Source organism: Cohnella sp. 56 (assembly GCF_037963805.1).
GTDB lineage: Bacteria > Bacillota > Bacilli > Paenibacillales > Paenibacillaceae > Cohnella.
In genome coordinates this window covers 163,032-177,207 of sequence record NZ_JAZDQE010000015.1, presented here as the reverse complement: position 1 = coordinate 177,207, position 14,176 = coordinate 163,032, and the positions used below count along the sequence as shown (strand labels likewise).

The window sequence follows — 14,176 nt, the reverse complement described above, 5'->3', positions numbered from 1 at the left end:
CCAACACCCAACACCCAACACCCAACACCCAACACCCAACACCCAACACCCAACACCCAACACCCAACACCCAACACCCAACACCCAACACCCAACACCCAACACCCAACACCCAACACCCAACACCTTATTGGAGGCTGCAGAAGCCTCTCTCATGACTGTAAGCTCAAAAAGCGCTCTTACAGCGAATGGGAGCGGCCATTTGTCGCTGTAAGCGCAAAAAGTGTTCTTACAGCAGGCTGGGACGCACCATTCGTTGCTTTAAGCGCAAAAAGTGCTCTTACAGCAGGCTGGGACGCACCATTCTTCGCTGTAAGCGCAAAAACTGCTCTTACATCAGGCGGGGACGCACCATGCGTCGCTATAAGCGCAAAAATGCTCTTACAGCGGGCTGGTGCGCACCATTCGCCGCTGTAAGCGCAAAAAGTGATGTTACAGCGGGCGAAGGGGCATCATTGGGCACCACTTACAGCGGTCAATGACAATATCAACGCTACAGAAGGCCCACAGACGCGGCAGGGCATCGTCCGATCGCAACTCACGCCTGCGCGGGATGTCTCTCAAAGGTTTTGGCGGACTGTACGTGCCGACATAGGCACGCGACTCGTATGCCAAGCTGTTGGTGCGACAGCCGCGACAACCGTCAGGACACGCTGCCCTGGCGGTTCTTATTTAATAATTTAGGCAGTCGTCGCGGGGAGAGCTATCCATACCCGAGCCTGCTCCGCTTCATACAATAGTGCAGTACGGGCTCTGTTTCGATGCGGTCAGCAAGTGAGTGAGGGGAGGCGATTCTAGCGTGCAGCCTAGCGTTTCCGTCGTAATTCCTTTTTATAACGACCCGTACGTCCAAGAGGCGATCGACAGCGTGCTGGCCCAGACCTGTCCTCCCAGCGAGATTATAGTCGTGGATGACGGTTCGACCTGTCACAGCGACAAGATCATGCCAGCCTATGCCGGCTTGGTGCGGTACGTATCCCAGGCCAATGGGGGCACGGCCAGCGCATTGAATACGGGCATACGGCTGTCGACTGGCGATTATGTCGCATGGCTGAGCTCGGATGACAGCTTCGAAACGCGGAAGCTCGAACGCCAGCTCGCCTTCATGCAGCAATACGGGGCCATCGCGAGCTGCACGGCGTTCTCCGTCATGAACGGCGCAGGCGATATCATCGACTCGCACTACGGCCCCGCCTACGCGGACGGCACCGAGCTGATGCGCATGCTGGCGCACACGAACCCGATCAACGGCTGCACAATTATGCTGCACAGAGATGTGTTTGCGATTGTCGGCCTGTTCAACGAATCGCTCAGATACACGCAGGATTACGATTACTGGGCGAGAATCGTGCTGAGCGGGCTTCGGATCGAATATGTGCCGGAGCCGCTGACCCGGTATCGGATGCACGAAGCGATGGGGACGGTCGTTCAACGGCCGGCGTTGATGGCGGAGTACGACGGACTTCGCGCATTTTACGGCAGCCGTATCGCGCAGCTGTTCGCAGGCGGGGTCATGGGAGGGACGAACGGTTGAAAATTTTGATGGCCACCTACTGGCTGCTCCCGCATGTAGGCGGCGTATGGGCGTTCATGGATCAGATCCGCAAGCGGCTGGAGGCAATGGGTCATCAGGTGGACATGCTGGGCCACAGCCCGGACTATACCGGTTACCATATGGTCGGAGAGGAGCGTTTTTTTGCCAAGTCGCTCGTGCGGCCGCTGCTCGAATCCAAGCTGGAAGGCGTCCACTATCTCTCCGATCCGCTCATCCGGCAGTATGAGATCGACCGCTACTGCCTGGAGCTGGCGGCGGCGAGCTTCGGACTGGAGCAGTACGATGTCATCCACACGCAGGACATATTCGCTGCGCGCGCGCTGTCCCGGGTCAAGCCGAAGCGGACGCCGCTCGTCGCGCATATTCATGGCTGCGTCGCACATGAGCTCAGGGCTCATTTCCGCGAGCATCCCGAGCTAGGCATCGACGAGCATTCGCCAGCCTGGCAGTATTGCCATGCCATGGAATACTACGGCGCGTCGTCGGCGGACGTCGCAGTGACCGCGAACGAGTGGATGAAGACGCTGCTCACGCGCGACTTCGGCGTCGTGCCGTCCAAGATCGAGGTGTTCCCTTACGGGCTGGATACGGCGATCTTCCGCGAGCGCAGCATACTCAGGTCGCCGGTTCACAAGCCGGCAGGCAAAAAGGTCATCGCATGCTCGGCACGGTTCACCTTCGTCAAGGGCATCGACATCCTCATATCCGCGCTCGCCCGGCTCAAGGCGATCCGGCAGGATTGGGTATGCTGGCTGATCGGGGACGGCGAGCAACGCGGCGAGCTGGAACAGCAGTGTGCAAGCCTCGGGCTTCAGCACGATATCGTGTTCTGGGGCTCCAGGGGGGACGCACCCGCGCTGCTCGGCTTATCCGATATATTCGTGCATGCTTGCATTCTGGACAATCAGCCGATGTCCGTCATCGAGGCGCAGCTGGCCGGCAATGCCGTCATCGTATCGGACGCCGGAGGGTTGCCGGAGATGCTCGAGCACGGGAGGACCGGTCTCGTATTCCCGAGCCGGGACACAGCCCAGCTATGCGGCTGTATGGATTACTTGCTGGAGCACGAGACTTACCGTTCCCAACTGGCAGAAAATGCAAGGCAGTGGGCGCTGCAGCATTGGTCCATGGACGTGCTGATCGAGCGAATCCTCGAGGTCTACGGCCGCGCCGGCCATATCGCCAGGGAGAGGGGGAGACAGCTATGAGACCGACATCCGCCGATCGATTCGTCCCGGGCGGACTGTATGCGGATCTGTTCGTCCCGTCCGCGATCGGACCGGACCGAGCCGTGAGCTACGAAGCATGGAACCGGATCTACAATGCCGTGCCCGAGGATTACCGGCTGCCCGATATCCCAGTCGTGACGCTCCGGCTGCCGTGAGCCGGCCCGCGGCGGCCACATCACAGCGCAAATTCAAAGCTGCGGAAGTCTGAACGAGACAAACCGCAGCTTGTTTGTGATGTCGGAGGTTATTGCAGCGAGCCTGTGCTGGTTATGCCCGACAGCATTCGGTCCCAAAAAGCGTTGTTGCCGCCCCAGATGACATCCGGATCGCCCGGCAGTTCGACCGAGCAGACCCGCTCGAGCGGCCAATCCGTCTCCGTCAGCGTATTCGCACTCGTATGGTTGACGAGCAGCACGCGGAAGTCATGCTTCACCAGACCCGACAGCACCTGTTGAAGTCCTTCCGCCTCCTCCAGCGAACCGCCGCAGCGTACGAAGAGCAGCCGTCTGCCTGTCTCCGCCTTGTCGAGGAAGCGGGCTATCCTTCGATCGTACTTGGCCTTGACGGCCGGATAGTCCTCCAGCAGATCGGGATGATTGCGGTGGACGAAGAAGTCGTGGTTGGAAAATGCATTGTATAACTGTTCGCGCACAAGCAGCAGCTTGTCGCTCGCATGCTGGACGTACAGCAGATGGTCGCGGTTCATGAAGCCTTCGAACCTGTTCGCGAGCAGCCGGTTAACGTCTGCCAGCGCGGGCGTGCTCATCCAATCCAGCGGACCCGCGAACGGCCTAAGCCCGCATCTCTCCAGTTGGATCGACGAGAGACACAGTTCTCCAAGACTGAAAATGCCGTCATATTCCCCGTTGATAGCCTTCAAACGCATTTCATATCGCCTCCTTGTACGACACGCTTCCTATATATTAATGCGTTGGCGTGCACCGGGGTATGGACGAACATGACGGGGCGAAGGCCGAACTTCGCCGGAACCCGCACCTGCCCTATCCGAACAGGCAAGTCGGCATATTGTATATCATCACGAGAACAGGAAGGTGCGCCATGTCCGTCTTCAGGCTGGAAGCAGGCGTCCACATGCCGATCGATTCGCGGTATGTCGGTTCGGTCGAGGTCGAGATCGCGAACCGCGGCTCCAAGGATCTGAACATGTGGATTCAGATGTTCGCGCCAAGCGGGCTCGTCAACGAGATGCTCGTAGATGTCAAAGCGGGCGCGACGCGGCGGCTGCAGACGATGAATACGAACGAACAGCCGTTCACGCTGCTGATGATCTCCAATACGAACCGATACGACTCGACCGACATTATATTGACGGCCAGACGCGACGGAGGGCTGGTCGCCATTTTCAACCAGCATCACTTTGACCGCGTCCATTGAACGGAAGGAGGCTTGAAGTCCATTGAATGTTCTGTTCGCGTATTATGTGCCGAGCGGCGGCGTGGAGACGTTGAACCGACAGCGCTGCCGGGCGCTGCGCGGATACGGGGGCGAAGGCCATTGCTTGTACTTCCGGTCGGGCGCCGGCCTGCAGAACATGACGGACCTGTCGGTCACCGTCACCCACGACGACATCAAGATCAAGCAGCTGGTGGATGCGGGCCGCTTCGACGCGATTGTCGTCATCTCCGATTACCTGGCGCTCAAAAAGTTCCGCATGCTCGGTTATGACGGTCCGTTGATTCTGGAGATTCAAGGCTTCGGGCCCAAGGACGTCGCGAGATACGAGCTGGAGGCTGCCGTCCCCTATGTGAAGCGATATGCATCCGCGCTGCTGACCCCGTTCACCCCGCATATCGACGAGCTGCTCGAGGCGCTGTATCCCGATATGCCCAGATACCGGATTCACAACTGCTTCGACGCGGACGCCTTCGGCTATGAACGGATCGATGCGCCGCGCCATCCGGTCGCCGCCTGGATCGGGCGCATCGAGGACAACAAAAACTGGCTGGAATTTTTGTTGATCGGAGCCCGCCTCATACGCGATTACGACAAGCAGCTGCGGCTGCGCATGTACGAGGATCCAGCGCTATCCGCCCCTGACGAGCGGGCACGGATGGAGCTGTGGATCGACAGGCTCGGGCTGCGCGATTATATCAGCTTCTATGCGAATGTGCCCAACGCGCAGATGAACCGGCATTTGTCCGAAGTGGGCGATTCGGGCGGTTTCCTGTGCTCGACCTCGAAGGTCGAGGGCGCGCCGTACGCGATCCTCGAGGCGATGAGCTGCCGCTGTCCGGTGCTCACGACGGACTCGGACGGCGTATCCTCGTCCGTGTACCACGATCGCACGGGCAAGTATTACGAGCTCGGGAACATCACACATGCCTACGAGCAAGCGGTCGCGCTCATGAGCGACACCAAGCTGCGCGAGACGATCCGCACGGCGGCGGCGGCGCATGTCAGGGACCGGTTCGCACCGCGCCGCTACTGCGAGCGCTTCATCGGGATGATCCAGGAACTTCGTCAGCGCGGCGAAAAGAGGAGACGATTCATATGATTAAATATCAGCATCGCACCGGAGCGACGCTTGGCAGCTTCGTGCCCTTCCTCGTCGGCGGCGAGCTCGTGCTGACTTCGGTCAGTCTGCACGGCATCGCCCCGGGCGACGAGGTGATCGTCGGCATCGAGATCGGCTGGGCCAATCCGATGAGCCTGGATATGGGAGAGCTGGAGATCCGGCTCAAAAGGGATGCACCGGACGGCGAGACGGTCGAATGGTCGCTGGAATCGTGCTTCCTGTCTGCGGTCACGAGGCTCGAATATCGCACGACAGGCGGCAATCCCGACCAGCTCTACTACTTGATCGTCAGCTCGAGAGAGCAGCTCGCGCGTATAACAGGGCCTTATGTGCTAGATGGCAGAGTGGAGGCGAGATAGGTCTCCGCCAATCCGGCTGCCACCTCGTAGGCCGGCCGCCAGCGCAGCAGCCGCCGCGCCTTGCGCGTGTCGAGGCTGCTGTGCCTTATGTCGCCGAGCCTGGCCGGTGTATGCACACGATCGATCGGCACGCCGCGGCACTGCTCGAGCAGGCGCAGCAGCTCGTTCACCGAGGTGGGGCGGCCCGTGCCGATATTCAGGACGGCGCCGCCGCCGCGCGCGAGCGCCGCTACATTGGCGGCGGCCACATCCTTGACGTATACAAAGTCGCGTGTCTGGCCGCCATCGCCGTGAATGGCGAGCGGCATACCCGTGCGCAGGCGATCCATGAAGACGGCGACCACGCCGCCTTCGCCCTTGGGCGTCTGCCTCGGGCCATACACGTTTCCGTACCGGAGTATAGTGTAGTCGAGTCCGTAAAGGCTGCCGTACAGACGGATATACCGCTCCGCTGCAAGCTTGGACAGGCCGTAGAAGGAGAGCGGCTCGGCTCGCATTTTTTCTGCGAGGATGGGATCTGGAAGATTGCCGTAGACGGCCGACGTCGAGGCGAAGACAAACTTTCTGACGCCGGCCCGCCGGCTTGCTTCCAGCATATTAATCGTGCCTGCGATATTGACGCCAGCATCGCCGGCCGGATCGGCGATGGAACGCTGTACGTCCGCCTGCGCGGCCAAATGGTAGACAACCTCCGGCTTGATATCCGCGAGCGCGGCCGCAGCCGCCTCGGAGCGGATATCCGCCCGTTGCAGCAAGGCGCCTGGCGGCATGTTGGAGAGCCGCCCCGATGACAGGTCGTCGATGACATGCACCTCCGCGCCGATCGCGAGCAGCGCTTCCGACAGATGGGAGCCGATGAAGCCGGCGCCTCCCGTGACAGCTACGATCATGACTTCAACTCCCTCCCGGTGATTGAATTTGGATTAATCCAATGTATGTCGGCAAGGATGCGGCAGTCACACCTGGGCGGATACGGCATGCTATAATGTCGTTAGCCTGCTGGAGGGGATCGGAGGAATAGCGCATGACAGAGCCATTGCCCATCTTGGTCGCCGAGGACGACGACGACATCAACCGCCTGCTGTGCAGCGTACTGCGCGCGCAGGGCTATGCGCCTCAGCCGGCCTATTCGGGCACGGAGGCCCAGCTTTATCTCGCCCAGCGGGACTGGGCGATGGTGCTGCTGGACCTCATGCTGCCCGGCAAGCGGGGCGAGGAGCTGCTGGCGGACATCGGCGCCACGAGCGGCTGTCCGGTCATCGTGATCTCCGCGCGGGGCGAGCAGCAGTCCAAGATCGCGGCGCTGAAGCTCGGCGCCGACGATTATATTACGAAGCCGTTCGACCTGGAGGAGGTAGCCGCACGCATCGACTCTGTGCTCAGACGCTACCGCAGGCTGCCGCAGACCGCACTGCCGAGGCTGCTGCGGCACAAGGACCTGACGCTCGATGCCGATGCCAGGATCGTCGCCGTCGCAGACGCGGAGCTGACGCTCACGGCACGCGAGTATGATATCTTGGCGCTGCTGCTGTCCGCGCCGAAGAAGCTTTTCACCAAAGCCAATCTGTTCGAGAGCGTGTGGGGAGAGGAATATATGGGCGGCGGAGAAAATGTGGTGAATGTCCATATGAGCAACCTGCGGAGCAAGCTGGCCAAGGCGAATCCGGCTGAAGAATATATCGAGACGATCTGGGGCATGGGCTACCGGATCAAATATTAATTCTTATATTGACTCTTAAGCTTTTCTTATGAATTGGCTTAAAGTTGTCTTATGATTCGGCCTCTACACTGAATTCATATACAGAGGAGGCTGAGACCATTGAACGAATACGTGCTGCGCACGCATCAGTTAACCAAGCAGTATAAAAACCAGACTGCGCTCGATCACGTCGACATGACGATCCGCAGAGGCGCAATCTACGGCTTCATCGGGCAGAACGGCGCGGGCAAATCGACGCTGATGAAGCTGGTGACCGGGCTCGCATTCCCGACCTCGGGCTCGATCGAGCTGTTCGGCGCGACGGGAGGAGCCGAGCTGGTGCGCGCGCGCAGGCGCATGGGCGTCTCAATCGAGAATCCGGCGCTTTATCCGCAGATGACGGCCGCCGAGAATCTGGAGGCGCATCGTCTGCAGCAGGGCATACCCGGCCGAGACAGCGTCAAGCGCACGCTGGAGCTGACCGGACTGTCCGGCACGGGCAGGAAAAAGGCGAAAAACTTCTCTCTCGGCATGAAGCAGCGTCTGGCGCTCGGCGTCGCACTGCTCGGACAGCCGGAATTTCTGATCCTCGACGAACCGACCAACGGGCTCGACCCGATGGGCGTCGTCGAGATGCGGGAGCTGCTGACCAGACTGGGGCGGGAGATGGGCATCACCATCCTCATCTCCAGCCATATCTTAAGCGAGCTGCATCTGCTCGCGACGCATTACGGCATCATCCACAAGGGCAGGCTGCTGGAGCAGCTCACAAGCCGGGAGCTTCAGGAGAAATGCAGGCAGTTCATCCATATCAAGGTCAATCTGCCCGAACGCGCAGCCGCCGTGCTCGAACGCGAGCTCGCGACGACGGCATTCGAGGTGACGGCGGACGGGGTAATCCGGCTGTATGCGCATCTTGATCGTCCGGCCGCCGTCAGCTCGGCGCTGGTCGCCGCGGGTCTGGCGCTGGAGCAGTTCATGCCGATGGGCGAGGATCTCGAGAGCTACTTCACCGCCCGGATCGGGGGTGGCGGGCTTGCTTAACCTGATGCGCTCCGAATGGTACAAGCTGCTTCGCAATCGTTCATTCTGGCTGCTGCTGGCCGTGCTGACCGTGTCGGCGGCGGCGTATGTGCTGCTGACTTATTTAGACGATCCGGACGACGGCGGTGCGCTCACGGGTGCGACCGGACTCGATTTGCTCGCCGCAGGTATGGCCGGCAACAACTACATTATCAAGATCGGACTTTGCGTGCTGGCCGGCTTTTACATTTCCAGCGAATATGCGACGGGCACGATCAAGCGGGCCGTCGCCTCCGGCCACAGCCGCAGCAAGTTCATCGTCGCCAAGCTGCTCGTCTTCATTCTCGGATCAATGATTGTGGCCGTCGTTTTTCCGACCGTCATTTTTATTCTCGGCTCTTCGCTGCTCGGCATCGGCGATTTGCCGGCGGGCATGTCGACGGCGGGATACGTCCTGAAGTGCCTGGCGATGACGCTCGCCCTGACCGCCGGCTTCGCAGCGGTGACCGGTGCGATCGCGACGTATTTGACCGACAGCGGCAAGACGATCGGGATCGCCTTCGTATTTTACTTTTTCGCAGACGGCCTCTACCTGATGGCAGCCAAGTTCGCACCTTTCGTGCGCACATTATATGAATATTCGATATTTAACCTGATTAATAATTATGCCGAACAGTTTATGACAAATGCGGACTTCGCGCGGACGATCTATATTCCCGTGCTCGTCGCCGTCGCATTTGTCGGGATCGGGATCGCGGCCTTCAGGCGCAAAGAAATCAAGTAACGAAGAAGGAAGGGGGCAGCGCATGCCTGCGATTCTGACAGCGCTGTTCGCCGTGGCGGCTGCGCTCTGCCTCGTCCGGCTGCTGCTGGTGAAGCGGACCATCCGCGGCCTGACCGCCCAGCTGCGCAGCTACAACGACGGCGAATCGGCGGCCAAGGTCTCGATCGACGGTCCGGACCGGGGGCTGGAGGCGCTCGCCATCGAGATCAACCGGCATACGGATCTGGTCGTTCAGGCCGTCGCCGAGCGCAAGCGGACGGAGGACGAGCTGCGCCAGGCCGTCGCCAACATCTCGCACGATCTGCGGACGCCGCTGACGTCCATATCCGGCTACATGCAGCTGCTGGGTACGAGCGGATTGACCGACGGCGAGCGCGAGGAGGCGCTCGCCGTCATCCGCAAGCGCACTGAGCGCCTGCAATCGCTGCTGAACGACTTCTACGAGCTGGCGATGACCGATTCGACGGATTATACGTTGAAGCCTGCGCGGGTGCGGCTCGACAAGCTCATTCCCGAGATTCTGATGGGCTATTACGACCAGCTGCAGGCGAGAGGACTCGAGCCTTCCTTCGAGCTGCCTCTGACGCATACGGAGATCTGGGCGGACGAGTCCGCCGTGCGGAGAGTGGCCGAGAATCTGATCGTGAACGCCATCCGCCATGCGACGGGCAAGCTGGCGATCCGCCTCTCCAGCGAACGCGGCAGGGTCGTGTTCGCGTTGTCCAACAATGCGCCCCATCTGCGCGGCACGGATACGAATCTGCTGTTCAACCGTTTTTATATGGCGGATCAAGCGCGCTCCGGCTCAAGCTCGGGACTCGGTCTGTCGATCGCGCGGGGGCTGATGGACAAGATGGGGGGAAGTCTGGCGGCGGAGATGAATGGAGACGTTCTGTCCCTTTGCTGCGAGTGGAGGCCGCGTTAAAGGCCGGATTATCCGCCTTTTTCATACATTTAATGGGATAAAATATTTGGCGCCTTTCTTCCATGCATGGTTAGGTCGATTGTTGCAAACAGTATTCCAGGACATCATCCCGGAGCGCGTTCATGACAATCGACGAAGAGGAGAAGGGTGCCGAATCATGAAGCAAGCCAACGATAAGAAACAAACTGCGGCACTCCTCGCGCTATCCTCGATCCCGCTCATTATGACGCTGGGCAATTCGATGCTCATCCCCGTGCTGCCGTCCATCGAGAGCGCGCTTGGGATTACTGCGCTGCAATCCAGCTTGATCATTACGGTCTATTCAGTCATGGCCATCATACTGATCCCTGTAGCCGGCTATCTCTCCGATCGGATCGGACGCAAAAAAATTATCGTCCCCAGCCTGATCACAGCGGCGGCCGGCGGAGCCGTCTGCATATGGGCGGCCAGCCAGAACAGCTTCGGGCTCCTGCTGACGGGCAGAGCGATCCAGGGGATCGGCGCCGCCGGGGCTATGCCGATCGTGCTGCCGCTCGTCGGGGATATGTTCAAGGACGAAGAACGGGTGAGCTCGGGGCTCGGTCTGATCGAGACGTTCAATACATTCGGCAAAGTGCTAAGTCCCATACTCGGCTCCGCGCTCGCGCTCATCGCTTGGCGGACGCCGTTCTGGTCGATTCCCGTATTGTGCGCGATATCGATCGTACTCGTACTGTGGCTCGTCAAGGCGCCCCGCCCGCAGCTTAACGACAAGCCGCCGAGCCCGCGCACTTTTCTTAAAAATGTCTGGTCGCTTTACAAGCAAAAGGCGCGCTGGCTGACCGCATTGTTTATCGTCATTTGCTTTACGATGTTTATTTTGTTCGGCCTCTTGTTTTATTTATCCGAGACACTGGAGAAAGAGCACCATATGAAGGGCATTGTCAAAGGTCTCGTGCTGGCCATCCCGCTCGCGGTGCTCTGCGCAGCCTCCTTCGCAGCCGGCAAGTGGATCGGCAGACGCAAACAGCTGATGAAATGGACGGTCACCATCGGATTCGCTGTGACGGCCGCCGCGGTCGCGGCTTGTCTCGTCTGGGATCAGACGGCTGGCCGGATCGCCCTGTTAAGCGCCGCAGGATTCGGCATTGGCGCCGGGCTTCCCTGTCTGGACGCATTCGTCACGGAGGGCATCGACAAAGAGCAGCGGGGTTCGATCAGTTCGTTTTATAGCAGCATGCGCTTCGTGGGCGTTGCCGCAGGGCCGCCTGTCGCTTCGCTGCTGATGCAGCAGTCCGTTTCTATATTTTTTTGGGTGATGGTCGTCTGCGCCTTTGCTTCGTCGCTGCTCACTTTGTTTTTGATCCGTCCCAACAAGGAACCGGAGACCGCCTGATTCCGTATGGCTTCTTTAAACGGATAAAGGAGTCGTTCGATGGATCGTTCAAGGGTGGATACTGTGAGTCGGACGCTGCTGTCGCTGGACGCAGAGCAAGCCGATCGGCTTTGCGAAGGGCTCACACTGCTGGGATTCGAATTGGAGCCGGACTTCACAGCGCATCGTCTGGAACATCTGGAAAAAATGCAGCCAGCGCTGTTCGCCAGATTAGAGGCTGTGGCATCGGGCATTCGTCTGACGCGAGAGCATGTGCCGGATATGTTGGAAGCTTATGCGAGGTTCAAAGAGAGCGGCGAAGCGCTTCCCGAGCAGGTGTCCTTCGGCCATATCGACGAGGTTCGGATCGAGATCGATTCGCTGCTCAGAAGCCTGCACGATAGGGAACTATTCAATGGCGCCCTGCTCGCACTGCTGATCGAGCGGGCATCGGGACTTCCTTTTGCGGACTTCATGGATCGATTTTTATTCCAACCCCTCGGCATGAACCGCACCTCCATTTACAACAGACGCAAGAAGCCCTCCACAATCGACAACTATGCCTACGGATACGTATACGACAGAGATTTGCAGCAATACCGCTTGCCGGACGACGTCGAAGGGCTTGAGCTTGTCGTTTTCCTGGACGGCATACAAGGGGACGGCACCGTGAACGCCACGCTGATGGACTTGTATCGCTTCGACCAGGCGATCCGCAGCGGTTCGCTGCTGCCGCAGAAGGCTTGGGCCGAAGCGTTCGAGCCGGCGCGCCTGAACGGAGGGGAGACGTGCGGATACGGCTTCGGCTGGATACTGGGCGGCGGCGAAGATACTGGTCCCTGGTCGGCGCACAACGGAGGCTGGCCCGGTTACTCGACGTGCATGTATCGATACGACAACGGCGGGCAGACCATCATCATCCTGAGCAATACGGACAAGGATGCCGAGCTGTCGCCTCTGATCGTGGAGGCCGTGCATGCCATCCTGAACGGGAAGCCCTATCGGATTCCCGAGCATTCCGCCCGGCATGGCATTCAAGAAGAGTAGCGAAGCGGGGCGCTGCTGGTCCGCCGCAGCGTTTATGGCGGTACGGCGCCGGGTAAGTTAAGGCAGTCGTACCGGCGCAAGCCGGAAGGAGGGCTGCGAAATGGCACAGGACAAGCTCAACAATCCGTCGGCCATCGAGCTGGACGACCGCCGGGAAGACGCCGAGGAGCTCCGCTGGCTGCTGAGCGGCATTCGCCGCGAGCTGGACTACTATCAAGCCGTCTATCCCGATGAGCCGTTCGAACTTGAGCTGGCCGGCGTCTTCGCGCGGCAGCTCGATGCGCTCGAGGAGCGCGCCGGCGCGATGGCGGCCGATCCCGCCATATGCACTTGGGACGCGTACCTCACGCTCAAATATGAGATTCGCAAGCTGTACAAGCAGCTGGGCGGCATCGTATCGGGCAGCGATTGGCAGACGCCGGGCAAGCGTCTGCGCCGAACCACGCAGGCGACGACGGACGAACGCGGCTTCGCGCAGGAAGAACAAGGTACATACGAACGCTGCTACGGCAGCGAGGCGGTCAAGGACTACGAGCATGCCGCGATGACCGAGCTGTACCGGATGCCGGCCGGGCTGACAGATCGGAGCGCTCTCTTTCTGACGGGCTCCGGCATGAAGGCGCTGGAGCTCGGGCTTGTGGCGTATCGCGTTTTGGGCGGAGCGCGGCTGCCTTGCTATTGCCAGGCCGGCTTCTACGGCGAAGGCGCCTTGCTCGCACAGACGCTGCTGGATGACGTACAGACGATCGATGCGCAGGCGATATGCCGCCGGGTCGAAGCGAACGAACCGATCGGCTGCCTGATCGTCGATCCCGGCGTGTGCTGGCCTGTCAGGCCGCCCGTGGACCTGCCCAGGCTGTTCGCGGCGCTCGGCCGCCACCGGCAGCGGGAGCCGCTCTACGTCATCGTAGACCGGACGCTGACGAGCGTCGCGAATCCGCTGTTCGAGCGCTATGCCGCCCAGATGCCGCCGCATGTCGTTCTCGTCTGCGTAGAGAGCGGCATCAAATATTTGCAATACGGCTTCGACCTGGCGAACGTGGGCTATCTCGCCGTATGCGCAGCGGAGATGGCCCGCGAAGCGTATCGCGCGCGCTGGATCGAGCTGCTGTCGATTCTCGATGCGGGCGCGGACCCGTTGACGGTTCGCCAGCTGCCGCCGCCAGACCGGCGCACGATCGTCTCCCGCCTGGGCAGGATCAACCGCAACGCCTATTGCATGGACGAGTACCTGGGACGCTTGGCGTCGGAGGGGCGCATCCGCGATTATTGCAGGTCCGTCGACCCTTCGGACGCCTACCGGATCGAGGGCAGGCCGTGGCTCGGCTCCGTATTTTATATCCGTCTGCCGGGGGAGCTCACCGAGCAGGCATATCAGGCGCGGATCGATGCCTGCGTCCGGGACGCGCCGCCGGACCTGCACCTCGTGTCGGGCGGCAGCTTCGGCTTCGATACGCTGCGGCTGAATGCGGTTCACGGCGAGTCGCCGGACGAGAATGCGCTGCGGCTCTCCGTCGGCCGCGCCCCGCGCGGACAGCTGGCAGCCGCGATTAAGGCGCTCGACACGCTTCTATTGCAACCGTGACGGCCGATAGCCGTATAAATGTCGGGCGTCTGCGAACGCTACCCAAAAACGAATATGCGCAACTGAGGGAGCTGCTGCCG

Annotated in this window: 15 protein-coding genes; 13 read left to right on the top strand and 2 right to left on the bottom strand. The window is 60.5% G+C overall.

Going from position 1 to position 14,176, the window contains the following annotated elements:
* Nucleotides 1–799 precede the first annotated feature (799 nt).
* From VQ071_RS23160 to VQ071_RS23150, 3 genes are read left to right on the top strand one after another with little or no spacing between them, the layout of a single operon-like run.
* Entirely contained in the window at nucleotides 800–1,534 is a 735-nt protein-coding gene (locus tag VQ071_RS23160; RefSeq protein ID WP_340516607.1) for a glycosyltransferase family 2 protein, read from the top strand.
* Entirely contained in the window at nucleotides 1,531–2,763 is a 1,233-nt protein-coding gene (locus VQ071_RS23155) for a glycosyltransferase family 4 protein (protein ID WP_340516606.1), read from the top strand. The genes VQ071_RS23160 and VQ071_RS23155 overlap by 4 nt, the downstream gene beginning before the upstream one ends.
* A complete protein-coding gene (locus tag VQ071_RS23150; protein ID WP_340516605.1) occupies nucleotides 2,760–2,939 on the top strand; it encodes a hypothetical protein in 180 nt (59 codons plus the stop codon). Before VQ071_RS23155 ends, VQ071_RS23150 begins: the two co-directional genes overlap by 4 nt.
* Nucleotides 2,940–3,028: 89 nt before the next feature.
* Here the strand turns inward: VQ071_RS23150 and VQ071_RS23145 are convergent, their stop codons facing one another.
* The gene (locus tag VQ071_RS23145) at nucleotides 3,029–3,670 is read right to left on the bottom strand and encodes a DUF1796 family putative cysteine peptidase (protein WP_340516604.1); all 642 of its coding nucleotides are present in this window, start codon (nucleotides 3,668–3,670) and stop codon (nucleotides 3,029–3,031) included.
* A gap of 173 nt (nucleotides 3,671–3,843) precedes the next feature.
* On the opposite strand from VQ071_RS23145, the gene VQ071_RS23140 reads away from it, so the two are divergent.
* From VQ071_RS23140 to VQ071_RS23130, 3 genes are read left to right on the top strand one after another with little or no spacing between them, the layout of a single operon-like run.
* Nucleotides 3,844–4,179 carry a hypothetical protein gene (locus tag VQ071_RS23140; protein ID WP_340516603.1) on the top strand — a complete coding sequence of 112 codons (336 nt, stop codon included), beginning with the start codon at nucleotides 3,844–3,846 and terminating at the stop codon, nucleotides 4,177–4,179.
* A gap of 22 nt (nucleotides 4,180–4,201) precedes the next feature.
* Nucleotides 4,202–5,299 (top strand): glycosyltransferase family 4 protein, encoded by a 1,098-nt coding sequence (locus tag VQ071_RS23135; protein WP_340516602.1) that lies wholly within the window; start codon nucleotides 4,202–4,204, stop codon nucleotides 5,297–5,299.
* Complete coding sequence (locus tag VQ071_RS23130) at nucleotides 5,296–5,679, top strand: hypothetical protein (protein WP_340516601.1); 384 nt, start codon at nucleotides 5,296–5,298, stop codon at nucleotides 5,677–5,679. Before VQ071_RS23135 ends, VQ071_RS23130 begins: the two co-directional genes overlap by 4 nt.
* On the opposite strand, the gene VQ071_RS23125 is transcribed toward VQ071_RS23130, so the two are convergent.
* Entirely contained in the window at nucleotides 5,646–6,569 is a 924-nt protein-coding gene (locus VQ071_RS23125) for an NAD-dependent epimerase/dehydratase family protein (RefSeq protein WP_340516600.1), read from the bottom strand. The two genes, VQ071_RS23130 and VQ071_RS23125, sit on opposite strands and share 34 nt — an antisense overlap.
* Nucleotides 6,570–6,703: 134 nt before the next feature.
* On the opposite strand from VQ071_RS23125, the gene VQ071_RS23120 reads away from it, so the two are divergent.
* From VQ071_RS23120 to VQ071_RS23090, 7 genes are all read left to right on the top strand, one after another.
* The gene (locus VQ071_RS23120) at nucleotides 6,704–7,399 is read left to right on the top strand and encodes a response regulator transcription factor (protein WP_340516599.1); all 696 of its coding nucleotides are present in this window, start codon (nucleotides 6,704–6,706) and stop codon (nucleotides 7,397–7,399) included.
* Between the two features lie 99 nt (nucleotides 7,400–7,498).
* On the top strand, nucleotides 7,499–8,422 hold the full coding sequence (locus VQ071_RS23115; RefSeq protein WP_340516598.1) for an ATP-binding cassette domain-containing protein: 924 nt from the start codon (nucleotides 7,499–7,501) through the stop codon (nucleotides 8,420–8,422).
* Entirely contained in the window at nucleotides 8,415–9,185 is a 771-nt protein-coding gene (locus VQ071_RS23110) for an ABC transporter permease (protein ID WP_340516597.1), read from the top strand. Before VQ071_RS23115 ends, VQ071_RS23110 begins: the two co-directional genes overlap by 8 nt.
* A gap of 22 nt (nucleotides 9,186–9,207) precedes the next feature.
* Complete coding sequence (locus VQ071_RS23105; RefSeq protein WP_340516596.1) at nucleotides 9,208–10,110, top strand: sensor histidine kinase; 903 nt, start codon at nucleotides 9,208–9,210, stop codon at nucleotides 10,108–10,110.
* A gap of 103 nt (nucleotides 10,111–10,213) precedes the next feature.
* Nucleotides 10,214–11,485, top strand: a complete 1,272-nt coding sequence (locus VQ071_RS23100; RefSeq protein WP_445293330.1) for an MFS transporter — start codon at nucleotides 10,214–10,216, stop codon at nucleotides 11,483–11,485.
* A 39-nt stretch (nucleotides 11,486–11,524) separates the two neighbouring features.
* The gene (locus VQ071_RS23095) at nucleotides 11,525–12,511 is read left to right on the top strand and encodes a serine hydrolase domain-containing protein (RefSeq protein ID WP_340516594.1); all 987 of its coding nucleotides are present in this window, start codon (nucleotides 11,525–11,527) and stop codon (nucleotides 12,509–12,511) included.
* 100 nt (nucleotides 12,512–12,611) lie between these two features.
* Complete coding sequence (locus tag VQ071_RS23090) at nucleotides 12,612–14,096, top strand: hypothetical protein (protein WP_340516593.1); 1,485 nt, start codon at nucleotides 12,612–12,614, stop codon at nucleotides 14,094–14,096.
* Nucleotides 14,097–14,176: the final 80 nt, after the last annotated feature.